At 63.4% G+C, this 25,930-nt stretch carries 28 protein-coding genes; 12 read left to right on the plus strand and 16 right to left on the minus strand.

What is annotated here, in order from left to right:
* Positions 1–437 precede the first annotated feature (437 nt).
* From ACTJKE_RS12485 to recX, 3 genes are all read left to right on the plus strand, one after another.
* Positions 438–1,667 carry an aminotransferase-like domain-containing protein gene (locus ACTJKE_RS12485; RefSeq protein WP_113512501.1) on the plus strand — a complete coding sequence of 410 codons (1,230 nt, stop codon included), beginning with the start codon at positions 438–440 and terminating at the stop codon, positions 1,665–1,667.
* A gap of 270 nt (positions 1,668–1,937) precedes the next feature.
* A complete protein-coding gene (locus tag ACTJKE_RS12490) occupies positions 1,938–2,708 on the plus strand; it encodes a siderophore-interacting protein (protein ID WP_113133712.1) in 771 nt (256 codons plus the stop codon).
* A 262-nt stretch (positions 2,709–2,970) separates the two neighbouring features.
* Positions 2,971–3,531, plus strand: a complete 561-nt coding sequence (recX, locus tag ACTJKE_RS12495; protein WP_440636511.1) for a recombination regulator RecX — start codon at positions 2,971–2,973, stop codon at positions 3,529–3,531.
* Positions 3,532–3,542: 11 nt separating this feature from the next.
* Here recX and ACTJKE_RS12500 read toward each other — a convergent pair whose 3' ends face one another.
* A complete protein-coding gene (locus ACTJKE_RS12500; protein WP_093236220.1) occupies positions 3,543–4,010 on the minus strand; it encodes a group III truncated hemoglobin in 468 nt (155 codons plus the stop codon).
* 151 nt (positions 4,011–4,161) lie between these two features.
* The gene (locus tag ACTJKE_RS12505) at positions 4,162–4,671 is read right to left on the minus strand and encodes an NUDIX hydrolase (protein WP_058322398.1); all 510 of its coding nucleotides are present in this window, start codon (positions 4,669–4,671) and stop codon (positions 4,162–4,164) included.
* Here ACTJKE_RS12505 and ACTJKE_RS12510 point away from each other — a divergent pair.
* On the plus strand, positions 4,670–4,981 hold the full coding sequence (locus tag ACTJKE_RS12510) for a hypothetical protein (protein ID WP_162764664.1): 312 nt from the start codon (positions 4,670–4,672) through the stop codon (positions 4,979–4,981). The genes ACTJKE_RS12505 and ACTJKE_RS12510 overlap by 2 nt on opposite strands.
* 28 nt (positions 4,982–5,009) lie before the next feature.
* The gene (locus tag ACTJKE_RS12515; RefSeq protein WP_113512499.1) at positions 5,010–5,441 is read left to right on the plus strand and encodes a GNAT family N-acetyltransferase; all 432 of its coding nucleotides are present in this window, start codon (positions 5,010–5,012) and stop codon (positions 5,439–5,441) included.
* Positions 5,442–5,463: 22 nt separating this feature from the next.
* On the opposite strand, the gene ACTJKE_RS12520 is transcribed toward ACTJKE_RS12515, so the two are convergent.
* The 9 genes from ACTJKE_RS12520 to ACTJKE_RS12560 all read right to left on the minus strand — a co-directional run bounded on the left by ACTJKE_RS12520 (position 5,464) and on the right by ACTJKE_RS12560 (position 13,338).
* A complete protein-coding gene (locus ACTJKE_RS12520; protein WP_057253779.1) occupies positions 5,464–5,805 on the minus strand; it encodes a DUF6616 family protein in 342 nt (113 codons plus the stop codon).
* Between the two features lie 388 nt (positions 5,806–6,193).
* Positions 6,194–6,952: a DUF1194 domain-containing protein gene (locus tag ACTJKE_RS12525; RefSeq protein ID WP_440691916.1), complete on the minus strand. Its 759-nt coding sequence runs from the start codon at positions 6,950–6,952 to the stop codon at positions 6,194–6,196.
* 128 nt (positions 6,953–7,080) lie between these two features.
* The gene (locus ACTJKE_RS12530; RefSeq protein WP_058327144.1) at positions 7,081–7,899 is read right to left on the minus strand and encodes an arginase family protein; all 819 of its coding nucleotides are present in this window, start codon (positions 7,897–7,899) and stop codon (positions 7,081–7,083) included.
* Positions 7,900–8,028: 129 nt separating this feature from the next.
* A complete protein-coding gene (locus ACTJKE_RS12535; protein ID WP_440691886.1) occupies positions 8,029–8,913 on the minus strand; it encodes an NAD(P)/FAD-dependent oxidoreductase in 885 nt (294 codons plus the stop codon).
* A 172-nt stretch (positions 8,914–9,085) separates the two neighbouring features.
* Entirely contained in the window at positions 9,086–9,520 is a 435-nt protein-coding gene (locus tag ACTJKE_RS12540) for an Rrf2 family transcriptional regulator (protein WP_058322403.1), read from the minus strand.
* 530 nt (positions 9,521–10,050) lie between these two features.
* Entirely contained in the window at positions 10,051–10,782 is a 732-nt protein-coding gene (locus tag ACTJKE_RS12545; protein ID WP_113512495.1) for a hypothetical protein, read from the minus strand.
* A 72-nt stretch (positions 10,783–10,854) separates the two neighbouring features.
* On the minus strand, positions 10,855–11,778 hold the full coding sequence (locus tag ACTJKE_RS12550; RefSeq protein ID WP_113512493.1) for a DMT family transporter: 924 nt from the start codon (positions 11,776–11,778) through the stop codon (positions 10,855–10,857).
* 16 nt (positions 11,779–11,794) lie between these two features.
* A complete protein-coding gene (locus ACTJKE_RS12555) occupies positions 11,795–12,766 on the minus strand; it encodes a DMT family transporter (RefSeq protein ID WP_113512491.1) in 972 nt (323 codons plus the stop codon).
* Entirely contained in the window at positions 12,763–13,338 is a 576-nt protein-coding gene (locus ACTJKE_RS12560; RefSeq protein ID WP_058327140.1) for a TetR/AcrR family transcriptional regulator, read from the minus strand. The genes ACTJKE_RS12555 and ACTJKE_RS12560 overlap by 4 nt, the downstream gene beginning before the upstream one ends.
* A 241-nt stretch (positions 13,339–13,579) precedes the next feature.
* Between ACTJKE_RS12560 and ACTJKE_RS12565 the strand changes: the two genes are divergently transcribed.
* The 3 genes from ACTJKE_RS12565 (at position 13,580) to ACTJKE_RS12575 (ending at position 16,078) form a co-directional block, all read left to right on the plus strand.
* Complete coding sequence (locus tag ACTJKE_RS12565; protein WP_113512487.1) at positions 13,580–14,983, plus strand: DUF1254 domain-containing protein; 1,404 nt, start codon at positions 13,580–13,582, stop codon at positions 14,981–14,983.
* 173 nt (positions 14,984–15,156) lie between these two features.
* Positions 15,157–15,852 carry an SOS response-associated peptidase gene (locus tag ACTJKE_RS12570; protein WP_113512515.1) on the plus strand — a complete coding sequence of 232 codons (696 nt, stop codon included), beginning with the start codon at positions 15,157–15,159 and terminating at the stop codon, positions 15,850–15,852.
* A gap of 10 nt (positions 15,853–15,862) precedes the next feature.
* On the plus strand, positions 15,863–16,078 hold the full coding sequence (locus ACTJKE_RS12575) for a hypothetical protein (RefSeq protein WP_113512485.1): 216 nt from the start codon (positions 15,863–15,865) through the stop codon (positions 16,076–16,078).
* Between the two features lie 21 nt (positions 16,079–16,099).
* On the opposite strand, the gene ACTJKE_RS12580 is transcribed toward ACTJKE_RS12575, so the two are convergent.
* Complete coding sequence (locus tag ACTJKE_RS12580) at positions 16,100–16,486, minus strand: hypothetical protein (RefSeq protein WP_113512483.1); 387 nt, start codon at positions 16,484–16,486, stop codon at positions 16,100–16,102.
* 278 nt (positions 16,487–16,764) lie between these two features.
* On the opposite strand from ACTJKE_RS12580, the gene ACTJKE_RS12585 reads away from it, so the two are divergent.
* Positions 16,765–17,370, plus strand: a complete 606-nt coding sequence (locus tag ACTJKE_RS12585; protein WP_058327157.1) for a histidine phosphatase family protein — start codon at positions 16,765–16,767, stop codon at positions 17,368–17,370.
* Positions 17,371–17,436: 66 nt separating this feature from the next.
* On the opposite strand, the gene ACTJKE_RS12590 is transcribed toward ACTJKE_RS12585, so the two are convergent.
* Positions 17,437–18,360, minus strand: coding sequence for a bifunctional helix-turn-helix transcriptional regulator/GNAT family N-acetyltransferase (locus ACTJKE_RS12590; RefSeq protein WP_440636520.1), 924 nt, complete (start codon positions 18,358–18,360; stop codon positions 17,437–17,439).
* Between the two features lie 364 nt (positions 18,361–18,724).
* On the opposite strand from ACTJKE_RS12590, the gene ACTJKE_RS12595 reads away from it, so the two are divergent.
* Positions 18,725–20,461: an adenylate/guanylate cyclase domain-containing protein gene (locus ACTJKE_RS12595; RefSeq protein ID WP_113512479.1), complete on the plus strand. Its 1,737-nt coding sequence runs from the start codon at positions 18,725–18,727 to the stop codon at positions 20,459–20,461.
* 212 nt (positions 20,462–20,673) lie between these two features.
* Here the strand turns inward: ACTJKE_RS12595 and ACTJKE_RS12600 are convergent, their stop codons facing one another.
* The gene (locus tag ACTJKE_RS12600) at positions 20,674–21,327 is read right to left on the minus strand and encodes a hydrolase (RefSeq protein WP_113512477.1); all 654 of its coding nucleotides are present in this window, start codon (positions 21,325–21,327) and stop codon (positions 20,674–20,676) included.
* Positions 21,328–21,482: 155 nt separating this feature from the next.
* Here ACTJKE_RS12600 and ACTJKE_RS12605 point away from each other — a divergent pair, with 155 nt between their 5' ends.
* Positions 21,483–22,376 carry a LysR family transcriptional regulator gene (locus ACTJKE_RS12605; protein ID WP_113512513.1) on the plus strand — a complete coding sequence of 298 codons (894 nt, stop codon included), beginning with the start codon at positions 21,483–21,485 and terminating at the stop codon, positions 22,374–22,376.
* Between the two features lie 174 nt (positions 22,377–22,550).
* Here ACTJKE_RS12605 and ACTJKE_RS12610 read toward each other — a convergent pair whose 3' ends face one another.
* The gene (locus tag ACTJKE_RS12610; RefSeq protein WP_113512475.1) at positions 22,551–23,471 is read right to left on the minus strand and encodes a LysR family transcriptional regulator; all 921 of its coding nucleotides are present in this window, start codon (positions 23,469–23,471) and stop codon (positions 22,551–22,553) included.
* A gap of 310 nt (positions 23,472–23,781) precedes the next feature.
* Here ACTJKE_RS12610 and ACTJKE_RS12615 point away from each other — a divergent pair, with 310 nt between their 5' ends.
* Positions 23,782–25,224 carry an MFS transporter gene (locus ACTJKE_RS12615; protein ID WP_113512473.1) on the plus strand — a complete coding sequence of 481 codons (1,443 nt, stop codon included), beginning with the start codon at positions 23,782–23,784 and terminating at the stop codon, positions 25,222–25,224.
* Positions 25,225–25,302: 78 nt separating this feature from the next.
* On the opposite strand, the gene ACTJKE_RS12620 is transcribed toward ACTJKE_RS12615, so the two are convergent.
* Positions 25,303–25,677, minus strand: coding sequence for a DUF4180 domain-containing protein (locus tag ACTJKE_RS12620; RefSeq protein WP_440691887.1), 375 nt, complete (start codon positions 25,675–25,677; stop codon positions 25,303–25,305).
* Positions 25,678–25,930: the final 253 nt, after the last annotated feature.

Genomic DNA, 25,930 nt, shown 5'->3' on the forward strand with positions numbered 1-25,930 from the left:
GCGGCCGTTGACGTCCGTCCGGACAGACGGCGCTGCCATGAAACACAATCGGTGGACGCATGACTGTGCGCCCGGCAGAGGCAGGCGGCAAGAGCGTAACAGTTACGCAGTGGCTTGCTTTGCCCGGGGCCGCGTGGCATTCGGCTTGGACTGACGTAACGTCAGGCCCCGGACGCAACGTGCGAAGAGCCCAAAAAGCCCGAAAAACGCACGGATTTAGGTCAATAATATTGACATAAATTAGCCATCGTGGTCCTGTCGCTTCGCCGTCCAGAGCGTCGCGCTCTCAAGTGGGATCGCTTGAAGTGGAAAGATGCTCTAGAACGAAAATGCCCGAGCGTCCTTTGTGCGTTCACCTGAAAGCACGGCGCTCTACAACGACGCGGGAGAAAGCGGAGAACCGCTTTCCGCACCAATAATCTCTGAGGAAACACCCCATGCTGGATTGGGAACACATCTTCGCGACGCGCTCGAGCCGGATGCGCGCCTCGGAAATCCGCGAACTTTTGAAGCTGCTCGATCGTCCTGACATCATCTCGTTTGCCGGCGGCATTCCCGACCCCGCGCTGTTTCCGGATGCGGAATTCAAGGACGCCTATGCGGAGATCTTCGCAGGCCCGGCCGTTGGCGCGGCGCTGCAGTATTCGGTCAGCGAAGGCTACAAGCCACTGCGCGAATGGCTCGCCAAGCAGATGGAAAAAATCGGCATTCCCGCAGGCGCCGACAACATCTTCATCACGTCGGGTTCGCAGCAGGGTCTCGATTATCTCGGCAAGCTCTTCCTGTCGCCTGATGATACCGCACTCGTGACCTGGCCGACCTATCTCGGTGCGCTGCAGGCCTTCAACGCCTATGAGCCGACCTACGACCAGCTGAACCCGAACGGCAACCGCACGCCGGAAGCCTACCGCCAGGCGGCAGGCGAAGCGGGCGGCCGCGTCAAGTTCGCCTATCTGTCAGCCGATTTCGCCAACCCGACCGGCGAGACCGTCGACCGGGCCGGCCGCGAGCGCGTGCTGGCGCTTGCCGAAGAGCTCGACATCGCCGTCATCGAAGACGCCGCCTACCAGTCGCTGCGCTACGACGGCGAGCCGGTGCCGCCGATCCTGGCGCTCGAAATCGCCAAGAAGGGCGATATCAACAACACCCGCACCATCTATTGCGGCTCGTTCTCGAAGACGCTGGCCCCGGGCCTGCGCGTCGGCTGGGTCTGCGCCTCGGAAAAGGTGATCCGCAAACTGGTGCTTCTGAAGCAGGCGGCCGATCTCCATTCCTCGACGATCAACCAGATGGCGATCTGCACGGTTGCCGAGCGCGGCTTCGACCAGCAGGTGGCCAAGATCCACCGGGTCTACAAGCAGCGCCGCAACGCCATGCTGGCGGCGCTCGAAAAGTACATGCCCGAGGGTGTTTCCTGGACGAAGCCGGAAGGTGGCATGTTCGTCTGGGTGACGCTGCCGAAGGGCATGGATGGTGCCGCACTGCTGGCGAAATCGATCGAGACGGTGAAGGTCGCCTTCGTGCCCGGCCGCGCCTTCTTTGCCGACGGCTCGGGCGAAAATACGCTGCGCGTCTCCTTCTCCTGCGCCAACGACCAGATGATCGACGAGGGCATTCGCCGCCTCGGCGATCTCGTCCGCGGCGAAGCGGCGGCGCTGGCTGCCTAAGACGCCAAGCTTCCGGTCCAGAAAAAGAACGCGTCCGCTTCGGCGGGCGCGTTTTTCTTTTGGCTGGCGCCACCACGAAGATGTGATCAGGATGACGCATTGATCGGTGCGGGCCCTTCCGGTAGACAGAAGGCGTGACATGACCGGGCGTATCCCGGTCACGTAAGCGTTAACGTCACTCAACGCGTATGATCGAACGGCTTGAAGCGGCTTCGATCTGCGCGACTGTGTCCTGCGGATCGAGGTTTTCGAGCCCCCTAAGGGATGCAAATGGACAATCCTCTCAACTATTCCAACCTTGCTGCGCCGCGCATCGAGCGTGTTCGCCATGAGCTCAGGCGGCGGTCTCTCGTCGTCTCCGGCATCGAGCGTATTACGCCCGGCATGCTGAGGATCACGCTTTCCGGTGAAGATCTCGCGGACTTCGTCAGCCTCGGGGCGGACGACCACATCAAGATCTTCGTGCCCGGCGCCGATGGCACCGTGGAGCACCGGGACTATACGCCCCGGCGCTACGACAACGACGCACGCATCCTGGCGCTCGATTTCGCGCTGCACGAGGCGGGGCCCGTGACCGCCTGGGCGATGAATGCTGCGGTCGGCGATCACCTCGAAATCGGCGGGCCGCGCGGTTCGGCCGTCGTCTCGGGAGATTTCCGGCGCTGGCTGCTGATCGGCGACGAAACGGCGCTGCCGGCCATCGGGCGGCGGATCGAAGAGACGCCTGATGGCCACGAGATCACCAGTATCGCGGCTGTCACCGGGCCGGACGAACGCCAGGCCTTCCGCACCGAAGCGGCGCTCACGACCCATTGGGCCTATCGTCCGCTCGATAGGGCGAGCGACCCTTCGGCGCTGCTCTCGGTCGTGCGTTCGGTGAAGCTCGAGCCCGGCACCTTCGTCTGGATTGCGGCTGAGGCCGCGGTGACACGGGCGATCCGCAGCCATTTCGTCGAGGAGCGTGGCCTGCCGCTCACCTGGCTCAAGGCCTCCGGCTACTGGGTGAAGGGTAAGGCGGACAGCACCGAGAAGTTCGACTAGCGACCGCGAGAACGGAGGGCCACCGGTTCGAAAGATCCGCGCGGTCCTTCCGTCGCGGCGCCCTCATGCCCGCGCCCGCCTTTCGGTGCGCTCGCCGCCATTCCAACGGAACAACGCCCGCGAAAACTGTGAGCCGGGTTGGCTGCGGAATTGCCTTGTCCGGGAGAGTCAGGTCATTTCGCATTTCGATGCGGCGCTGGTCCGATCCCTCGGATCGCGATCGGCTGTTGCTGACTGTGGTCACTACGAGGGTAGGGCAGGCTTGAACCTCAACGACGAGACAGAGCAATCGGATCAGCCGACGCCACGCATGTATGCCTGGGCGCGCAATTCCGCGGCCTATCGGCTTCACCGCCAGATGCTGACGGAGAAGCAGCTTTTCGATGCGATCGCGCGCAAGGCGCGGGAGAAGTTCGAGGATATCAGCACCACCCAGGTAGAGTTACTGGCCGCTGCCGCCGTGACCTTCGCCTATGACAACGGCGCGCTCAACGATCAGGCCTATGCCGAGATCAAGACCCGCTCGGGCATGCGCGGCGGCAAGTCGAAGCGGGCGATCGCGCAGAAACTGTCGCAGAAGGGCATCGCGAAAACCGATGTCGCAGCGGCGGTTGCGGAGGCCGACGATCTCTATGCCGCCGTCGTTCTTGCGCGGAAGCGCGCTTTCGGCCCGTTTCGCAAGATCGATCTCGACGAGAAGCGCACGACGAAGGAGCTTTCCGCCTTTGCCCGGGCCGGTTTCAGCTTCGAACTGGGCAAGCGGGTTTTTGCAATGTCCTTTGACGAGGCGGAGGAAATCCTGATCGCGGGCCGCTTGCTCTGACGGCCCGTCCGTCACCCGCGCTTCAGCGCGGGGTCGTCGAGGGCGGGATTGTAGAAGAGGGAAAGCGTCAGGCTGCGGGCAATACGCTCGGCCGTCGCCATGAACCAGGCCTTGGCCTCCTGGTTGGGCGCGATGTCGTCGAGGGTGGTGGAGAAGAGTTCCAGCCATTTCGGGAAGAGATCCGGCGTCATGTTGGCGACGCCGACATGGGCCTGCACCGGCTTGCCGCCATAGGCGCCGTTGCGGAAGGCGACGGCCGACCAGAAGCTCTTCATCTTTTCCATATGCTCCGGCCAGCGGCCCGAAAGCCGCGCGTCGAAGACGGGCCCAAGCTCCGGATGGGCGAGCACGCGCCCGTAGAACGTATCGACCAGATGACCGATGAAAGTCTCGTCGACGCCGATCGCCTTCATCTCGGCTTCCGCCCGTTCACGGATCGCCGCGACATGGACGGCGCGGCCCTGCAGTTCGTCGTTCATCCTAATACCCCGGCTTCGGCCCTCGGCTTTGCCGGCCTCATATAGGCGCTGTTGGCGCCAGCGCCAAAGGCCGAACCGCCGATTGCGGCAATCTGTCGTCAATGCGGGGGCGAGTGTTTGCGGTTTGGACGGGACCGCAGGATGCTATCGTTCAGCGCGGCACGAATTCGACCAGCAGTGACTTCAGTTCGATTTCGCGGACACGGCGCGCTGCTTCGTCGGGACTGACCCAGGCGAGAACGCGCTCGCCGCGTTCCTTGAAATCATCCGCCATTTCATCGACTTCGATCTGGAAGATATCGACCACGCAGGGCACGACGTCGCCGTCATCGAGCGATTTCAGATAGGTGTAACTGCCGACCGGCTTTTTCCGGACCTTGCCGCGTACGCCGGCTTCTTGCCAGGCCTCGATTTCCGCCGCCTCGTATGGCTTCTTGCGCTTCATCGGCCATCCCTTGGGAATGACCCAGCGACCGCTCTCACGCGAAGTGACCACCAGGATTTCGATGCCGCTGCCAGCTTTCGCTGGGCGGAAGCAAAGTGCGGCGATTTGCTGGCGAAACGACCCTGAAAACAGCTTCTCGGGCGATCTTGCAAGTTGTTGCAAGAGCGTTCCGGCCTTGCCGGTCTTTTGCCCGCTGTCCTTCTTGGTCGATTTCATGCGTCCCTTTTCTGTCGCGCCCTTGTGCAAGCGCCGGCAGTTTCGCGGCGAGATATTAATGGCAACCGCTTGTTACGCGGAAGCGGTGGCGGATGGCAATCCGATGATCGGGCGTGCTTCATCCACCGAATATTTGCCGCCGCGAGGCGCGCAACTGCGCGCGCCGAGCGTCCCATTGCGTAACCGTTACGTACAACGGACGCCGCGCCAGGGCGCGATCCCCCGCCGCTGGCATTGGCTGGCGGCGGGGATGGCGCCCTTTTGGGGCCCGCATTCCATCGTCATTGCGTGGATCGATCAATCGCCGTAGGTTCCCGCGAAAATTGCGGAACCGGGCCATGCGAATTCGACCTGCGGTCAAGGATGACCATCCGGCGCTCTGTGCGATCGACACCGTTGCGGCGGGCGACCCAACACGATGCGCTGATATCGCCGGCTGGCTGGAAAATGGCTGCTGCCATCTGGTCCAGATCGATGACGAGGTTGCGGCTTATGGCGTGCTGACCCGGCACTTCTTTGGCCACGCCTTTATCGAGATGCTGATGGTCGGCTCGTCCTGGCGCCGGCGTGGTCTCGGCGCGGCGCTAACCGCGCATTTCCAGACGATGTGCGCCGGCTCAAAACTCTTTACCTCGACCAACATGTCCAACCGCGTTATGCAGGATCTGCTGATCAGGGCCGGTTTTCGGCCGAGTGGCTATATCGACAATCTGGACGAGAACGACCCGGAGATCGTTTTCTACAGCCCCCTCAAGCCGATCGCGAGTTAAGGAAGCGGGACACAGGCAGGACCTATGCGGCTTCGCCGAGCTGCGTAAGGTGGCCGGCAAAATCGATGCCTTTGCCGCCGGCGTTGATCGTGTCGAAATACTCATGCCAGCCGGATTGCGCGATACCCGAAACGAGCGCTTCCAGCGCCGTCGCATCCGGACAGCGCCACACCGCGAAGAAGGTCTGCGAGGCCGCGTGCAGCTTGGACTGGTCGACCTTGCCGAAGGTGATCAGCTCCACGCCGAGCGCCGTCAGCGCCGGCATGGCGGAGCCGATCGCGGTGAAGAACTGCTGGCGTCCCTGCCTTGAAAGGGCAAGCCACGCCGGCTTGGCGCTGTAAAGTTCGGTCAGGTAGTGAGGCATAGCCTGCTTTCGTGTCTGCTTGTCAGTCTGAAATCGGAGTGTTCGGTCGGAGAGCCGTTTCATGCTCCTGCAATTTCAGAGTCAACACGTTGCCTGTTGTTGGCTGTGGATGGAGATCCCGGTCGTTGACTGAAGCGGCGCGCCTGCAACCGCGCTGATGGCGCATAGCGCCGCGTGCCTTAGCTGGCGCACCTGGCCCTCCGTCATGCTCGGGCTTGACCCGAGCATCCAGAACTGTGGCCTGAGTGTTTTACGTCGCGCGCATGGATCCTCGGGTCGAGCCCGAGGATGACGGGTGGGGATGTGGCGGACTAGAGCATCCTGCCTCCAAGCCGCATCACTTGAGGGCAGAAGGACGCTCCACGGCAACAGGGCAGCAAGATTGTGTCTACCGTCCGATCATCCGCTCCTGCATCTCCTCGCCGATGAAGCAATTGTAGCCGCTGCCGGCCTGAACCGGCCGCACGGTGGCCGGCTCCATGCGACTTACCTCCAGGCCGGAGATCTCGGTGATCAGCTTGCGCAGGATGGCGCTGGCGAACTCGCCGCTATCGGACACCTTCACCAGAAACGCACCGTCGCCGCCGATCACGCATTCGCGGTAATAGGCGTCGAGGTCGGGGATGGAGGCTGAGTCCGAGGCTGCGTGTGTTTTCAGCATGATCGGCAGGCCATCGATGACGATGCCGCGGGCGACGGTGGAATTGCGGGCGACCGGCGCCGGGACGCCGGAATTGTTGGGGCCGTCGCCGGAGATATCGATGACGCGGCGGCTGCCCTCGAAGGGGCTGAAATCGAACAGCCGTCGCGTGAACGCAAGGGTGTTGGAGATCGAGGTGAAGGCGATCCGCCGGATCGGTTGCCGACGCAGGAGCTCGGAATATTGCGCCGCCGTGTCGCGACCGTCGATCAGCGTCCAGGGCGTGACCTGCACCGCCGAGCCGCCCCACTCGACATAGGTGACTGCGATGCGGCCGAGCGGGCCGTTCTCGATGGCCTCGATCAATTCGGGCTCGAGAAAGGCGGCGACATAGCCCTGCCGCTGCAGCCGCTGCTCGTCGAGTTCCATGGAGTAGGAGACGTCGACGGCGAGCACCAGTTCGAGGTCGACCGATAGCGGCTTGGCGGAGATGCTTCCGCCGAGCAGTCAAGCGCAGGCAAGAAGGACCGATCTGAGCGTCATTGCAGCCGACACCGAACGCAAGCAGGAGGATCATGCTACGCCCAAACCGGCTGTCCGCAATGAGGAGCGTTGGCAGCCTGCCGAGGGCGAGGTCAGCGGCGCAGCTTTTGCAGAAGCGGTTCCAGTGCCTCGATCAACGGTTCAGGCGTCACCGGTTCGCCGCCCTCCGACCAGGCGTTCTGAAACTCTGCGATCTCCAAGCCGACGACTTTGCTCTTGGCAAGGACTTCGCAGGCCGCGCGCAAGTCGTCGAGCGACAGCCCGTCGTCATGCTGATAATCGGTCGGGACGATGCCAGGGTTCAGCACGTCGCAGTCGAGATGGATATAGACAGGCCTGCCGGCGACGGCCTCGGCAAGCTTCTGCGCAAGGTCGGCGCCGGGGCGGATATGCGGGATGTGCCCCACAGCGATGAGGCTAACTTCGAACAGATCGAGGTCGCGCTGCCCGACCAGGACGACATTGCGAACGGAGACACCGTGCCCAAGGCCGGATTTCCAGAGGCCGCACGGCCCCGAAAGCGCCAGCCCGCCGAGATAGCCGGTGCTGCTGGTATCAGGTGTGTTCAGATCGCCATGCGCGTCGAACCAGACGACGACGGCATCGTCATGGTGCCTGGCGACGGCAGGCAGGGTTGCTAGCGACACCGCGCAACGGCTCGTCGCCGCCAGCGAGAACGATCCTTCGGCGTAAACCGCGTCGAAGCGATCCTGCATGCGCCGGAGTGCCGGCATCGCGGCTTCGAGCTCGACCGTCCAATGGCCGTTCAGCGCCGGTTCCGGCTCTCCGATCACGACGGTTTCAAGACCGAGCCTTCGAGCGAGATGGGAGGCGATCGATCGGGCGCCCGGAATGGCCAGGTCATTGTGGTCGCCGGCGCGACCCTGGAAGCAGGTGAGGGCTATTGGCATCGATCACTCCAACTTACGTTCGGACCGAACGAAGCACAGGGGCAGTCGATTTGACAAGGCTGGAAGCCGAACGACGCAGGGCGGATGCGTCCGTTCGGCTTCCACCGCAGGCCCTGCGGTGGCTGCTCTCTATCCGAAAACCAGCGAGCGGTGCAGTTGCGCCCCTGCCCAGGCGCCGTCGCCGACGGCGAGCGAGACGGAGTGGGGAACGCGGCCGACGTCGCCGCAGGCATAGGCGCCGGGAATGGTCGTTTCCTTGGCGGCCGTGGCCCGGATTTGCAGCCCCATCGGTGTTTCCTCGATCTCGCAGCCGAAGCGTTCGGCGATGTCGCTGGCGGGCGTCGTGCGGGTGGCGACGAAGAGGCCGGAGAAGGGCAGGCGGCGGCCGTCTGTCAGCACCACTTCCGCGAGGCCTTCGAGCCTGACGATCGGGGTTTCGTCGATGGTGACACCGCGTTTGACGAGGTCGGCGCGGCCCTCCTTGTCGAGCGCGATGGCGCCATTGGTGAAGAAGGTCACCTTGCCCCATTCGGGAATGAGCTGCGCCTGGTGGATCGACATCGGGCTTGCCGCGATGACCGCGATCTCGCCCTCGTTGAGCTCGTAGCCGTGGCAATAGGGGCAATGGAAGGCGCTTCTGCCCCAGCGCTCGGCCAGCCCCTCGATGTCAGGCAGGCCGTCCTTGACGCCGGTTGCAAAGAGCAGGCGTCGGCCCTCGAAGGACGCACCGTCGGCGGTGGTGACGACGAAGGCGTCCTGCTTGCCGCTGGCGGTCACGGCGCGGCCCTCGATCCAGGTGAGCGTCGGATAGGCGGAGAGCTGCGCCCGCGCGGTTGCGGCGATCTCGCCGGGCGCGATGCCGTCCTGGCCGAGGAAGCCATGGGAGTGGCTGGCAGACCGGTTGCGGCGAATGCCCTCGTCGATGATAGCCACGCGCCGGCGGGCGCGCAGAAGCTGGAGGGCGGCGGCCATGCCGGCATAGCTGCCGCCTATGATGATGACGTCCTGTTGCATAGTTCAAGTCCTTTAGGTTGGGCGCAGATCAGCCCACCGGTCTCTTGAACCAGTGCGTCGACCCGAGCCTTTGGGCATGGAATTCCAGCCGGAAAACCGCGCTTCACGCGGTCCCGGGATGGGCGGATGTATTTTGATCGATCACGTCATGACGTCGATCGATCGGCTGCTGTCATTGCGATCGAAGCCGGTGCCGCCTGGCGAAATCCTCGGCGAGGTCGGCGAGCGTCACATGGGCGAAGCGGTCGAGCAGCAGCGCCTCGGCCTCGGCAAAGGCCGTGTCGAGGGCGGCGTTGACCGCCTGCTCGACGAGGCATTCCGGCATTTCCTGCCGGTTGCCGATGGCAAAGATCGCGGGCTCGCCGAGCGTCTCATGCAATTGCCGGAGCGTCACGGTCTTGAGATCGGCGGTGATCGCCCAGCCGCCCGCATGGCCGCGGGCGGAAGAAACGATGCCGGCATCACGCAGGAAGCCCATGGTGCGGCGGACGACGACCGGATTGGTGCGCATGCAGAGCGCAAGCTCGTCCGAGGTCAAAGGTTCGCCGCGCTCGGCCATGTGGAGAAGCGCGTGCAGAACGGAGGAAAGGCGGCTGTCTTTTTTCATGTAACTTCAATTATTACGAATCGAAGCGTGATGCAAGGGGGGTGTGACGGGCAGCGGGCCTGACGGTGTGGCAAGGCGTTTCTCCAGTCCTCATTCCTGTGCTTGTCACAGGAATCCAGCCGCGCCGCGTCCGCGACGCGAGGGACTTCTTCCCACAAAGCTAGAAGGCATCGCGCCGGGACCGCCTATTACGCCGCGCCGACGCACGGCTGCTGGATCTCTGTGACGAGCACAGAGATGAGGGTGGGTGGGGCTCCCTCACTCCAAACAGCCAGAGAAACTTTGGACGCTACTGACGCCAACAACACCTCCCTCATTCCTGTGCTTGTCACAGGAATCCAGTAGCGCCGCGTCCGCGGCGCTAGGGGCTTCTCCACAAATGTGGGAGTCAGCGCCGGGGTCACATCTCGCGCCGTGCCGACGCACGGCTGCTGAATCTCTGTGACGAGCACAGAGATGAGGGTGGGTGGGGGTCTCTCGTGGCAAGCAGACAGGGCAGCGATGGGGACCATGCTGACCTCAGGCTAGGCCTAAGGCGCCAGATGGAGGGCGCCGTAGGGGTTGTATTTGAACTCTTCCTCGTCGTAGGCGTCGACCGGCAGTAACTTGGCGCCACGGCGCGCCACGACCTTTTCGACACCCTCGGCGAAAACCTCCTCGGCAACAGTATCGATCATCGCGCTCAGCGCCAGTTCGTCGTCGGACAAGCTTCTTGGCGCGTGGACGTCGGGGATGCCGACCAGATGAAAGCCGATGCTGTAGAGATGTTCGGCGGTGCCGATCGGCCGCTTGCCGAAGGCGAGGCGGCAGGGGCGGGCCAGGGCGGCACCCCTCTTGTTCTCCGCGTCGTGGGCAAGCTGCTTCCACCTGGCAACGCCGTGTGCGACGCCGGCGCTCTCGCCCTTGGCGGCAACGATGCCATTTTCCAGTGCATGGACGACCAGCCGAAGCGCCCGGGCGGAGGTCTCCACGGCATCCTCGGCCGTCATCGGCGGGCCGAGCACATAGATCACTGAGCGGTGGTCGCTGACCGCCTCTTCGTCCGCTTCGGTCCAGGCACCTTTCTGGACGCGATCCCAGCACACCTCGAAGGACATCGGCATGCGATCGTCCGGCGCATCTTCGGAAAACGTGTAGTCGATCTCGAAGCCGGGGGCGAAACTGTCGATCGCCGACTGGATCATGCCGCACAGCTCGGAGAAGGGCCGCTCTCCGCCGAGCAGGCAGAGCACGTGACGTGGTTTGACTTCGGAAAAGCTCATGGACGTGACCGCTGCCCTGATTGTTTGGTGGAAAGCTTTCGCAAGGACCACCGCAAGATGCAAGCCGTCCTGTCAGCCGAGAACCGGCCGTTGTGCCCGTGCGACGATGATGATGCCGAGAAGCGAGACGGTGAGGCCGGCGGCCATGGCCCAGGAGAGAGGCTCGGCGAACATGACGAAGGCCCAGATCATCGTCACGGGTGGGCTCAGATAGAGAATCGCGGTGACGCGGGCGGGCGAGGACTTCTTGAGCGCCAGGTAATAGAGGCTCCAGGCGCCGAAGGTGGCGATGAAGACCAGCCAGAGGATGCCGCCGACGAAACCCGGATCGAGAACAGGCAGCACGCGGCCTTCGTGCCAGGCGAAAAGGGCAAAGATCGCGGCAGCCGACAGGCACTGGATGCAAAGGCTCTGGTGCACCGGCATGGCGCCTGCCGGGCTGCGTTTCTGCAGAAGTGTGGCCAGCGCCAGCGACAGGGTGCCGAGAACAGGCAGGCCATAGGCCCAGAGCGGAACTTTGCCGAGATCGAGCGACCAGCCGGAGGCGATGAGCACGCCGGTCAGGCCGATGAGGGAGCCGAGCCATTGGCGGGCGTTGAGCGCCTGGCCGAGAATGGGCCAGGAGAGGATCGCGACCGCCAGCGGCAGCATGTCGGCGATCAGCGCCACGAGGCCGGTCGGCACGCCGTAGGAGATGGCGAGCGCAAAGCCGGCGAGATAGCCGGACATGGCGAGTGCGCCGAAGAGCATCTGCGGCGCCGCATTCTTCAGCCGGATTTTCGGCCCGATCGTCAGCGCGAAGGGCAGCAGCAACAGGCCGGAGACGAGGCTGCGCCAGAGCAGGATCAGGAAGATCGGCGCATGGTCGATGGCAAATCGGATGCCGACGAAGCCGGCGCTCCAGGAGACCACCAGCGCCGCTTCGAGCAAGATCAGAATGACGATCGCGGAGAACCGGTTTGCCTGGCGTTGGGGCAGCGCAGCAACGTCGCTCATCTCAAGGCTTCCGGCTTCAGCGGGTGTGGAGCGCCGCGTCGATCGCGGCATCGGATCGCTCAGGCTTGGCGCGGCGATGCCGCCCCGGCACCGGAACGGTCAGGACGAAGAGCGAGCCGACGATCAGGCCGATACCCACCCAGCCCTCGGTCGGCAGGCGCTCGCCGACGATGACGACCGCAAGCACGGCGGCAATGACCGGTTCGAGCAGCGACAGCGTGGTCGCCATGGTGGCCGACACGCGGGCGAGACCATAGGCGAAGAGCACATAGGCGACGAGCACCGGCACGAGCGCCATGTAGACGCCGACGGCGATGTTCGTCCACGACGCGAGCAGCGGCGCGCCGGTGAAGGCGAGCACCGGCAGGAGAGCCACGCCGCCGACGCCGAAGATCGAGCCCATGGCGGCGCGCGGCGGGATGCCCGCCTGCATCAGCCGGCGCGCTACCCAGGAATAGAGCGCATAGAGCAGGCCGGAGACGAGGCCGAGCAGAACGCCGTAAAGGACCGCCGCCGCGTCCTGAGCGTTTCCGCCGCCGTGGCCGGCGCTTTCGGAAAAAGTGAGAAGCACGGCGCCAGCAAGGCCGGCGGCAGCGCCCAGTAGCCAGCGGGTCGTGAGCTTCTGGCCGTCGAAGATGCGCTCGATCAGCGAGGCTGCCAGCGGCGCCGAGCCGATGGAGATGACGGTGCCGATGGCGACGCCGGCGAGGTGCATGGAACTGTAGAAGGCGAGTGGATAGATCGCGACCGAGAGCGAACCGAGGACCAGCATCGGCCATTGTGCAGCGATCCGGCTGCTGCTCTTGACGATCGAGTGCAGCGCCGTCAGCGCCAGGAGCAGGCCGCCGAAACCCATGGCGACGGCGCCGATGCCGAGCGGGCTGACACCTGAGGCAAAGGTGGCGGTGGTGCCGGTCGTGCCCCAGAGGGCGGAGGCGATCAGCACGCAGGCAAAGCCGACGAAAGAAACGGAATTCTGGGAGGTCATAGCTGGTCCATGATGGAGATGGCGATCCTGCGCGCGGATTTCAGCCTGATGTCGTTGCCGTCAAGGCCGGCGCGGGACATCGCGCCTTCGAGCAAGAAGGAGAGATGCTCTGCGGTTTCGTCGATCGCGGCCCCGGCGTCGGGCCGCATCTCGCTGAGATACTGCTTGAACAGCGTTTCGACCTCGTCCTTCTGCAGGGCGACGATGGCGCGGGCGGGGTCACCGACGGAAAGCTCGGCTGCGGCATTCAGCAGCCCGCAGCCGCGGAAGCCCCAGGAGTAAGCCATCTCGGCGTGGTCGACATAGCTATCGAAGATCGCCAGCACCCGGTCTCGCGGCGTTGCCGCGTGTGCCAGGCGCTCACGGTAAAGCTCCTGCCATTCCTTGTGCCGGGCCTCGATATAGGCATTCACCAGATCGGTCTTGGACGAGAAGTTGTTGTAGAGGCTCATCTTGGCGACGCCCGCATGCGCGGTGATTGCATCGATGCCGGTGGCACCGACCCCATCTCGATAGAACAATTCGGCCGCAGCCTTCAGCAGGCGCTCGCGCGCCGGCGCTTTCTCGCTCATCGCTTTCTCCAAAACGTTAGGTAGACCGATCTACCTATTTTGAGCCGGAGTCAAGCCCCGAGCCTCGGAGGCGCGGACTTGGCGGCGTTCCGGCGGCGGATTTGCCGCGGCGGTAACTGTTACGTACTTCCCCTCGCGCAGGAGGGCTCTACTTGGTGACAGCAGACTTTGTCGGAGCGGGGCCACGCGCTTGATCGCGGCTCGATGCCCAGGCTTTCAAACGCCGAAAGTGAGGATCCACATGCTTCGGGTTGCCTTTACAGCGCTTGCGCTCCTTGCCGGAACGGCTGGTGTCGCCGCACAGGACGTTTCGCCGGAAAGCCTTCAGCGCCGCGCCGTCGAGCGCCGGGCGACGGAGGCGGTCATCTGGGGCATGCCGGCCGTCAACGCCGACCTGATGCTGCAGGAGGCGCTTTCGAAGACCAAGGCCAAGGTCAACGAGATCGTCTACTGGTCGCGGCCGGTCAACTGGAAGAACCAGACGCTGACGCCGAACCCGGACGCGATCTACTTCATGTCGTTCTGGAACGTGAAGGACGGACCCATCGTCATCGAAATCCCGCCGGCAGAAGGCGGATCGATCGCCGGCAACATCGTCAATGCCTGGCAGATGCCGCTTGAGGATGCCGGGCCGGAGGGAGCGGACAAGGGCAAGGGCGGCAAGTACCTGATCCTGCCGCCGGACTACATGGGCGAGGTGCCGGAGGGCTTCATTCCGCTTCGCTCGGACACCTTCACAGGTTTTGCGCTGCTGCGCTCTAACCTGAAGAGCCATGCCGACGCCGATATCGAAAAATCGGTCGCCTATGGCAAGAAGATCAAGATCTACCCGATGCCGGTGACCGACAAGCCGCCGGAAACGGTCTTTACAGACGCCTATGATGTGCTGTTCGACAGCACCATCCGCTACGATGCGAGATTCTTCGACAACCTGAACCACGTCGTGCAGACGGAGCCCTGGCTCGAACGCGACCGGGTGATGATCGATCATCTGAAAACGCTCGGGATCGAGAAGGGCAAGCCCTACCAGCCAAGCGACGAGACGAAGAAGCTTCTCGACGCGGCGGCCGCCGAGGCCAAGGCCGAGCTTTCCGCACGCTATGACGCTGGCTTCCCTGTGATCAACGAGGGCATCCGCTGGTTTCCGGCCGGCCTGCCGGACATGGTGGCGGCCGCCACGGACGCCTATGCCGACCCGAACAGCTATCCGGTCGACGCCCGCGGCGTGACCTACACGCTCGGCTTCACCGGCATCAAGCATATCGGCACGGCGCAATTCTACCTGATGGCCAACAAGGATAAGGACGGCAACGCCTTCGACGGCAGCGCCAACTATCGCCTCATCGTGCCGAAGGATGCGCCGGTCAAGCAATACTGGTCGGTGACGGCCTATGACCGCGAGACCCATGCGCTGATCCGCAACATGGACAAGGCAAGCGTCGCCTCGATCGGGTCAGGCGTTCAAAAGAACGCCGACGGCTCGGTCGAGGTCTTCTTCGGCGCCAAGGCGCCAGCGGGCAAGGAGGCCAACTGGGTGCCGGTCGATCCGAGCCGCAAGTTCGAGCTGCTCTTCAGGCTCTACGGCCCGGAAAAGCCGCTGTTCGAAAAGAGCTGGAAGCTGCCCGATGTCGAGAAGATGAAGTGACGCGCTAGAAGAGGGCGCTGGCGCCAAACTTCTTGGAGCCCGGAGAGGGCCATGGGCTACGGCCGTTGACCCGGAGCGGCCGGGCTATACCTTTTGCCTGCGGCTCCGGCGCCTGTTGAATGCGCAAAGCCGATGCTGCCGTTCGTTTTGCCGCCGGTTCCAGAGGAGCGATCATGTGCGGACGCGTCTATCTGAAGACCAATCTCGAGGGATTGCTGCGCGCCTTCGGCTTTGCGGCGCGCGGCGGCGTCGAAGCGCTCGCCAACCAGTTTCCGCGCTATAACGGCGCGCCGACGCTGATCTATCCAATCATCATCCGCGACGTGATCCGCGATCCCGATCTCTTCGGCCCGGTCTTCGTTTCGGCGCGCTGGGGGCTGATCCCGAGCTGGACGAAGGATCCGAAGGCAGGGCGGCCGCTCGTCAACGTGCGCAGCGACACGATCGCGACGAAGTTCCGTTCGTCCTATCAGCGGCGCCGCTGCCTGGTGCCGATCGACGGCTTCTTCGAGTGGAAGGACATTCACGGCACCGGCAAGGACAAGCAGCCCTATGCCATCGCCATGAAATCGGGCGAACCCTTCTGCCTTGCCGGCATCTGGGAGACATGGCGCGACCCGGCAACCGACGAGGATATCCGCACCTTCGCGATCGTCACCACCGATGCCAACGCCATGATCGCCGATATCCACGACCGCATGCCGGTGATCCTTCATCCTGAGGACTACGAGCGCTGGCTTTCGCCAGAGCCGGAAGCGCCTGACCTGATGAAGCCGTTTCCGCCGGAATTGATGACGATGTGGAAGATCGGAAGCAAGGTGGGCTCGCCGAAGAACGATACGCCGGATATTCTCGATCCGGTGGAGTGAGAGAATCATCTTGCTGAAGAACGAAGGCCACGTTTACGTACTGTACCTGGTCGTACCTGTACTCGCCGCATTTCTGATCCGGGAAACCTATTGGTTCATCCGGTCATTGCTCTTTTACAAAGGCAATGGCTGGGACTTCACCGTCGATTTCGGGCCGAAGATGTACAAGGGCGAATCGATTGATCCTGACTTTGAGATGTCGCCCAGGGAAAATTATGGGATTTAGTAGCAACTACCACCAGATCGCTCATTTAACCTGCTGCGACGGCGATGTGGCTTGGATTTGAGATACCCGGTGCATCTTGGCCTCATGCAGATTCCAGATCGTCAGAAGCAATGTCGTCACGGCGAAGAAGGCCAGCGCTGCCAGATGGATTTTACCAATGCGGCGCGCGAAATAGGATCTGGCTTTGGCCTCGACAGCCAGCCCCACGGCTCGACGGTATCTGTCGTCTTCCAACAGATACCGAGCTATGCGCCCAACAGAACGATCCCGCGCGCTGGACCGATCATCGTCCTTTGGCCCTGCACTCAACCCCTGACGCACGCCGCTAAAGAGCAGGATCGCCAGCAACACCCAGAACAACAAAAAGGACAGGCCAGAAAGCTGCCCGCTGGAGGTAGTCATATCCATTGAAGTCTCCAGGCTATGCAGCAATGATCGCCTCTGCCATCAAGAAGCAATTGAAGCAGAATTTCAACCTCAGGACGCAGTCTTCTGTTGAATTACACGGTCGGATGTTCGCCATGTCGGTGGCCGTTGCGACATAATTCCGAAAAATTACTCCTCGGCTATCCTATCAGCTTACTCGGTTCGGCCGCCTTTCTCGCCGCTTTCTCCATCCCTTTGTTCTGAGCGAAACTCCAGTGCACCGAACCAACGTTTCCCTTTCCGATTCGGCTGTGCCGACGGTGATCTATCTCCTTCGCCATGGCGAAACCGTCTGGAACACGCTCGGGCGGTTTCAGGGGCAAAAGGATTCACCGCTTACGAGGTGTGGCATCGAGCAGGCGGATTTCGTCGCGGCGTTGCTTCACGCGGAAATCGAAGGTGATGCTCAAGCCTTCGAGATGCAAGTCAGCCCGCTCGGACGAACCTGCGAAACCGCCGACCGGGTGCAGCGCGTGCTGCCGCTGGCGCGTCGCGAGGACGCGCGACTGATGGAGGTTTCCGTCGGGTCCTGGGACGGTTTGACGATGTTCGAGATTGATAACGAGTTTCCGGGAAAACTCGATGGTTCCGACGCCTTCGACTGGTACTTTCGATCGCCCGATGGAGAGAGCTTCGACGCAGCCTGCGCCCGGGCAAAGAGCTGGCTTGCCGATATCAAGGGGCCGACGGTGGCGATTTCGCATGGGCTGTTCGGCCGGCTGGTGCGCGGCGTCTATGCCGGCCTCTCCCGGCGGGAAATGCTGGAACTGCCGGTTCCGCAGGACGGATTCTACCGTCTCTGTGACGGGACGTTCAGTCTCGTAAGTGGCTCGCCGGCGCGTGTCCCGTCACTGCAAACGCAGTAAACGGGTGCGCCCGGCGGGACGAAATGCCTTCGGCCTTCTGTCGTCCGCAAGCCGGCGGCAGGATCCTCACAGATCCCGCGCCCACGTCTGGCCGGTCAAGTCCTTGCCAAAGCTGTGGTGCTGCTCTTCCTCGATCAGCGCGAAACCGGCCTTCTCGTAGATGTGGCGGGCGGCGTCGAGGCCGGCGTTGGTCCACAGCACCATGCGCGTGTAGCCCTGAAGGCGGGCGTGGCGCATGCATTCCTCGACCAGGCGGCGGCCGATACCGAGGCCCCGCGCGCTCGGCTCGACATAGAGAAGCCGGAGCTTTGCCGTCGTTGCGTCGTGCCGGACGAGAAACACCGAGCCGACGATCTTGCCGTCCTTTTCGGCGATCCAGCACCGGTCCGAACTGGGGTCGTAGTCGCGCATGTATTTGACGATGATTTCCGCGACAAGGGCCTCGAACTCGGTGCTCCAGCCGTATTCCTGCGCATAGAGCGCGCCCTGGCGATGGATGACCCAGCCCATGTCGCCCGGCTGCGGATCGCGCAGGATGTAGCCTGGCGTCCGCTCGTCGCGCAGCAGGCTCTCGATCTCGCCCATCGCGGCGACCAGTTGCCGCTGTTCCGGCACGGACAGCTTTTCCAGCATGGCGACGACTTCGCGCTGGGAGGCATCCTCCAGCGGCTGGAACGTTGCGCGCCCAGCATCCGTCAGTTCCAGCTGTGCGACCCTGCCATCGGCGGGCGATCGTGTCTTTTCGACCAGTCCCTTCTTCTCGAAGCCGGCGATGACCCGGCTCAGATAGCCGGCATCGAGGCCGAGCTCTCGGCAGAGGTCGGTTGCCGTCAGCGCCGGCCGGTGCGCCAGTTCATAGAGAATGCGAACCTCCGTCAGCGAGAAGGCGCTGGCGAGCAGGTGCTCGTGCAGCAGGCCGATCAGGCGGGTATAAAACCGGTTGAAGCGCCGCACCGTCAGGGCGCGGTCGTCGATTTGTTGCGGAGACATGGCGATGCCTTCATAAATTTGCCTTGAGCAGATAATTAGTTGCTTTAGGCAATTAATGTCAAGCGGGGACGGCACCGTGGGCCCCAAGGCTCGACGACCTGAACGGGAGTCTGCTCTGACCCAGGCTTGCTTCGCGAGCAGCTTACGAGAAGCCTCTACCGCTTGGTTCGCCCGCATGGTTCGCCGCTCGATGCCGCAATCGAATGATGCGCAGCGCCGGGTTGCTTCCGGACACTTGCTCCCTCTTGATTTGGTGAGTGCTAATTTAGGTAGGCGATCGCGTCGCTGTACGATAGTATTCTGCGGTGATCTCCTTGGTCCGGAAGCCCGGAACGGGCCGCTTTTCAAAGTGTTTGGCAAGCCCATGGAGCAGAGACTCGCCGCAGTGCTGGCGGCCGATATGGCTGGCTACAGTCGGCTGATGGAAGCCGACGAAGCGGGCACGCTTGCGCGGCTCAGAACCCACCGCATCGAGCTCATCGATCCGGCGATCGCCAAGAACAAGGGCCGGCTGATCAAGACCACCGGCGACGGAATGCTGGTCGAGTTCCAGAGCGTGACCGATGCGGTCAAATGCGCGGTCGAGATCCAGCAGCGCATGAAGCGGCGCAACAGCGACGTGCCGGAGGACCGGCGGATCGAATTCCGCATCGGCATCAATCTCGGCGACATCATCTTCGAGGACGACGACATCTTCGGCGACGGCGTCAACATCGCCGCGCGCATCGAGCAATTGGCCGATGTCGGCGGCATCTGCGTGACCGCCGCGGTGGCGACACAGGTGGCCGACCGCCTCGAACTGCCGATCGAAGACCTTGGCGAGAAGATACTGAAGAACATCAGCCGCCCCGTGCATCTCTATCGCATCGGGCCCGAAGGCGTGATCCTGCCGGCGTCGCCGGACGAGGCCGATGCGAAAAGGGCCGTCTGCAAGCCGACGATCGTGGTGCTGCCGTTCGACAACATGAGCGGCGACCCGGATCAGGAGTTCTTCGCCGATGGCCTGACCGAAGACATCATCACTGCGCTGTCGCGCCGCCATGAGCTCTTCGTCATCTCGCGCAATTCGAGCTTCGTCTACAAGAACCAGCCGGTCAACGCGCGCGAGGTGGCCGCACGGCTCGGGGCGCAATACCTGGTGGAAGGCAGCGTTCGCAAGATCGGCGAGAGGGTGCGCGTCACCGTCCAGCTCATCGACGCGCTCAACGACGCCCATATCTGGGCCGACAAATACGACCGGCAGCTGAACGATATCTTCGCCATTCAGGACGAGGTGACGGCGGCGATCGCCGCCACCTTGCCGGGCCGCGTCGAGGCCGCCCAGCGCGACCAGCTCTCCCGCACGAAGCCGGCCAACATGGCGGCCTATGAATGCGCGCTCGCCGCCAAGGTGCTGCACCATCGCAGCACCGTCGCCGACAACAGCCAAGCCCAATCGCTGATCGACCGGGCGGTGGCACTCGACCCCGGCTATGCCCATGCCCATGCCTGGCGGGCCTGCATCCTCGGGCAGGCCTGGGTCTACGGATGGTGCGCCGACAAGGACGCGACCTGGGTGGAGGTCAATGCCGAACTGGAACGGGCGCTGGCGCTCGACGACAACGACGCCGACGTGCACCGCATCCTTGCGGCCGTCAACGTCAACAACAACGAGCTGACGATGGCGCGCTATCACCAGGAGCGTGCGCTCTTCCTCAACCCCAATTACGACCTCGTCGTGGTGCAGCAGGGCGAGCTTCTGACCTGGCTCGGGCGGCCGGAAGAGGGGGTGGAATGGATCCTGAAGGCGATGCGGCTCAACCCGCATCACCCCGAACGCTTCTGGAGCCACCTCGGCAAGGCCCATTTCGCCGCCCGCCAGTATGGCGAGGCGATCGAGGCCTTCATGCATCTTACGAGCATGGACGAGACGCAACACGCCTTCGTCGCCGCCTGCCACGGCTGGCTCGGCGACAACATTGCGGCGAACGCGCATATGGAGAAGGTTCGGACGCTGGCGCCGACGTTTGGGATCGAGACGTTTCTTTCGACGCTGCATTATGCGCAGGAGAGCGATGCGCAGCATTTGCGTGAGGGGCTCACCAAGGCTGGGGCGGGGTGAGCTGTCTCGACGCCAGGCGACGGGCATTGCGCGATGACGGTCGCCCTGGTGGCGCCCGGAAAAACGACTGTAGCTCGCCACGATTTTCTGGAATTTTGACCGCCAAAGCCGGAAAAACTGTAATTCCAGTTAGCGACGCTGGTCGCGTTTCTAGCGACCAGCTCCAGTTTCAGAGGCCGCTCAAATGGGCAGCCTTGAGAATTCGCCACGCCTCAGCCTGCGTTGCTCGGTACCGGCGTGTTGAGCAGTTGTTGCTCCCACAGGAACGCGATGCCGCTACCAGCGGCATGATGCTTGAGCACGTCCGTCAGCTCGGCGGCATGCTGGGTGCGGGCCCAGTCGCGCTGCCATTCCGACGCCAGCGCCAGCCAGGTCATCATGTTCGCACCGGCCGCGATCATCCGTTGGATAGCGACCTCGTGAGCCTCGACCGAAGTCCCTCCCGAAGCGTCGGTGATGACCGTCACGTCCCAGCCTTCGCCGAGGGCCTGGATCACCGGCATCGCGACGCAGATCTCGGTCCACAGGCCGGCGATGATCAACTGCTTGCGGCCCGTCGCCTTGACCGCATCCACCACCTTCCGGTCCTCCCAGGTGTTGATGAACGTCCGGTCGATCACTTCCTGGCCCGGGAACACATCGGTGATTTGCGGGAAGATGAGACCGCCACGCTCAGCGATCACGCTGGTCAGGATGGTCGGTACGCCGAAGGCCTTGGCGGCCTTCGCCAGAGCCGTCGAATTGTTGACCACCATCTGCGGATCGTGGCTGTTTAGGTTTGCGAGCTGGTAGGGCTGATGGTCAATCAGAACGAGTACGGAATCCTCCGGGCGAAGAAGCGAAGCAAGGCCGTTACGAAAGGTCATGAATACATCCTCTGCTGCCGTTTTGTGTGAGGTCGGCTTACCGGCAGACATGCGCTGACAGCGGCGCTGCCTACGAAACGGACACTGCCATTCCCATTTTTGATACGGTAGCCTTCGTTTGTGCCAAGCTGTGTCGCGAAATGGGGAACGCCAAAGTGGATATCGAAGATCTGCGGACATTCGTGGAAGTGGCTGATGCTGGGGGCGTTTCGCCCGCCGCGCGGCGGCTGGGCGTCTCCAAGTCAATGGTCAGCCGGCGGCTCGTCCGACTTGAAGCGGAACTTGGCGTGCAACTTCTTGCACGAACAACCCGCGGCGCAGCTCTCACAGAAGCCGGGATCACGTTTCGGGACCATGCAGCCAGAGTCTGTGCCGAGATCGACATGGCAAGGGAAACGATCCTACCCGCCGGTGACCTTTGCGGCCGCTTGAGAGTTGCTGTGCCGCTTTCTTTCGGCCCGACCCACTTCGCGCCCGTACTCGCGCAAATGGCGCAACGCCACCCGCAGCTCCATATCCATGCCGCCTACAGTGATCGCTTCGTCGATCTCATCGCGGAGGGCTTTGACTGCGCGATCCGGGTTGGGTATCTCCAGGACTCTAACCTGGTCGCAAGACGCGTCGGGCCGATCTACGGGAAGTTGGTCGCGAGCCCGGACTATGTCAAAACGCATGGTTCCCCCGAGACGCTGGAGGAACTCGTCGCCCATCAGGCCCTCATGCAAGGAACGGAGGGCTGGCAATTTATGGATGGCGACAAGATCATTACGGTTTATCCGCGGGGGCGCTTCAAGGCCGACAACGCCCTAGCTCTCGCCGCCGCTGCATTGACAGGACTCGGCATCGCGTGGCTCCCCGATGGCGTCACCCATGAATATATAGCCTCCGGCGCGCTGGTTCCGGTCATGACACGCCATCCGCCACCTCCGGCAGGTGTATATGTTATCCGTCCGCCGGGGCAGCATCCCGCAAGGAAGGTACGTGTCCTCACCGAAATGCTGATCGAGTGTTTCGAACAAACTCCGGACCCTGCGGGCGTCGGTGTCTAAGACACGAACGGTGCGACGTGTTTGTCCTTAGATCGAGGTCGATTTAAGGAGACATGCAGTAGGGTTAGCGCGGGATCTTCCGCTGACGATTCATCATCGCTGGCTCGACCTATTCCGCATCCGTTAATCTGACGTGACCTAATTCCTCGAACCTGCAAGTCACACGTCCATTGGTCAGTGAGACCAGCCGCGGATCCCTCCAGCTCCACTCCCACACACCTCCCGCACACACCCCCTTAACCACCGATGTGCTGGATCCGCGTCCAGGCGGGGGTGCCAGATCAGTGAGATGGTGATCTCCGAGAGGGTGACGGGCAGGGGGAAGGTGAAGAGGTTTTCGCGCAGCGTTCCGGTGTAGCGTTCGGGGACGCTGGCGATGAGGTCGGTGGCGCGGGCGAGCGCCAAGGCTTCGGAGAAGCTGCCGACGGAGGTGGCGATCTCGCGTTTGAGGCCAGCCGCATGAAGGGCGGCGTCGATCGGGCCGGTGTCGTTGCCGCGGCGGGAGACGTGGACGTGGCGGCCTCCGGCGTAGCGGGCGGGGGTGATCTCGCCGCTCGAAAACGGATGGCCTGATCGGACCACGCCGACGAAGCGGTCGTGGAAGAGGGCCTGTGCCCGAAGCTCCGGGCCAGTCGCTTCCCCAATCACGCCGGTTTCGAGGTCGACGCTGCCTTCGCGCAACGGGCTGCTTTCCCGGTCGAGTTTCTGCACGAAGCGAAGGCGCACGCGGGGGGCTTCCTTGGCTACGCGGGCAATCAGCGCCGGGCCGAAATTCTCGACGAAACCCTCGCGGTTCCTGAGCGTGAAGGTGCGGGTAAGCGTCTTCAGGTCCAGGCTTTCGGCGGGGCGGAGGCAGGCTTCGGCTGCTTCGACCAGGGTGCCGACATGGGCGCCAAGCTCCAGCGCCCGCGGCGTGGGCACGAGGCCACGGCCGGCGCGCACCAGCAGCGGATCGCCGGTTGCCTCTCGCAGCCGGGCCAGCGCCCGGCTCATGGCGGATGGGCTGAGCTGCAGGCGCCTGGCGGCGCGGGCGACGCTGCCTTCCGAAAGCAGCACATCGAGGGTCACGAGCAGGTTGAGGTCGGGTCTGGTCATGGTCTTTCATAGCATGAGTTCGACCATGATGTGGCGTCAAACGCACGAATGAAGTGCAAATGCTGCGCCTTCCGCCCTATGTGGCAGGAGATTAGGTTCTCGGGGAACCGAATTTGGAGGGTTTTCCGATGCTTACACGCCGACTGGCGCCCATGGCCCTTGGCCGTTTTCCGATGTCCCCGATGCCCCGGTCCCATCGCATGGGATTGCCGTACAAACAGAGTCACGAAATCGCTCTAACTCTTTATTTTCAAGGGATTTTCTGTGCGAGAACTGCGCGTCGCGCGGCCTTGGGTGGGGGACGTGACCGATGACCTCGACAGACACAACCATGCCCCCGGCCGCGCTAGCGCCTTCCGTTCGTTGGGTGCTCGCCAGCCTTTCACTTTCCATGCTGCTCTCCTCGCTCGGCACCAGCAGCGCCAATGTCGCCCTGCCGGCGCTGGCGGACGCGTTCGGTGCCTCCTTTCAGGCGGTGCAGTGGGTGGTTCTTGCCTATCTCTTGGCGATCACCACGCTGATCGTCAGCGTCGGACGGCTTGGCGATATCGTCGGCCGCCGGCGGCTGCTGATTGCCGGCATTGCGCTCTTTACCACCGCCTCGGTCGTTTGCGGCCTGACGCCAAGCTTTGCACTGCTGATCGCGGCGCGGGCGGTGCAGGGGATGGGTGCGGCGGTCATGATGGCGCTGACGATGGCCTTTGTCGGCAAGGCGGTGCCGAAGGCGAGGACCGGCAGCGCCATGGGCCTGCTCGGCACCATGTCGGCGGTCGGCACCGCGCTCGGGCCCTCGCTTGGCGGTGCGCTGGTGGCCGGCCCGGGCTGGCGGGCGATCTTCCTCGTCAACGTGCCGCTTGGTCTCGTGGCGCTTTTTCTCGCCCGTCGGCATCTGCCGGCCGACCGGAAGACTGAGGGCAGGCAGCGCCCGCGCTTCGATGTGCCGGGCACGCTGTTGCTGGCGTTTTCGCTCGGCGCCTATGCGCTGGCGATGACGCTGGGGCGCGGCAGTTTCGGCGTGCTCAATGTCGTGCTGTTCTCGGCCGCGGCTCTCGGGCTTGGGCTCTTCCTGCTGGTCGAGGCGAAGCTTGCCTCGCCGCTCGTCCGACCGTCGATGTTTCGCGAGCCCGCTTTAAGCGTCGGGCTTTCGACCAACGTGCTGGTCTCGACCGTGATGATGGCGACGCTGGTGGTCGGGCCGTTCTATCTCTCCCGCGGGCTCGGGCTCGATGCGGCGACGGTCGGGCTCGTCATGTCGCTCGGGCCGGTCATCTCGGCTTTTGGCGGCGTGGTCGCCGGCCGGATCGTCGATCGGCTGGGGGCGCGATCGGTGGTGACGGCCGGTCTCGTGGCAATGGTTGCCGGCTGCGCGGCACTTGCGCTGCTGCCGGGTCTCCTTGGCGTCGTCGGCTATATCGCGGCGATCGCGATGCTGACGCCCGGCTACCAGCTCTTCCAGGCGGCCAACAACACGGCCGTCATGGCCGACGTCGGCCCAGACAAGCGCGGCGTCGTTTCCGGCCTGCTCAACCTTTCGCGCAATCTCGGGCTCGTCACCGGCGCATCGGTCATGGGGGCGGTCTTCGCCTCAGCCGTGGCCGCAAGCGATATCGCCAAAGCCGCGCCGGAGGCGGTCGCGGGTGGCATGCAGGTGACCTTTGTGGTCGCGGGGGTGCTGACCGTGATTGCGCTTGCGATCGCGGCCGGGAGCAGGGTGTTTACGGGAGGGCGCGTCGGTTCCCGCAATACCCGCTGATGGGCGGATAGCTTGATGCAGGATCACGATGGTTTGGTCGCGCCAAACCATCGTGATCGTTCATTTGCCGGCCTGGGATCAGGCGGCCGGCGCGCTCGCAAGCCTGGCGCTGAGCGTCTCGAAATCCGGGACGAACCAGATGGAATTGCCCTTGTTCGTCTCGCGCACGAAATCGGTCAGCGCCTTGCTGCCTTCGAGCCTGGCGCCGATATCGCCGACGATGGCGAGCCGCATGCGGTAGTTGACGAACTTCTGGAACACGTCGCCGGCAATACGGGTCGAAAGATCGAGGAAATCCGGGCCGAGCCGTTCCACAGGGATCGCCACCACGGTGGCCTCATGCGCCCAGGCGTCGCCGAGAAAATCATTGGCGTCGCCCGGCACCTTGAGGAGGGGGCCATCATTTGCGCATTTCAGCACGCGCGCGGTTCCGATTTCGAGAAGCTGTGTCATGCGTTCGGGATAGGGGATAAAGCCCTGGGTTGCAAGAGTGGTCGTGTCAGGCGCTGCCGCCGAGCAAGCGCCGCATCCACCGTCCGTGAAATTCGCCCGACGTTTGTGTTGTTTGACTGGCCCGGGCGACCGGTCTTGAATCGATGTATTATTATAAACATAACGAATCTCGTAAAATTGTTTGTTCTTCGCGAGTTATTTCGGCGCGCGATCCGAGAGTTTCGGACGATTTTCCCGTTGGAATCCTGTTGTT

This window comes from Ensifer sp. 22521 (genome assembly GCF_052044795.1).
Classification (GTDB): Bacteria; Pseudomonadota; Alphaproteobacteria; order Rhizobiales; family Rhizobiaceae; genus Ensifer.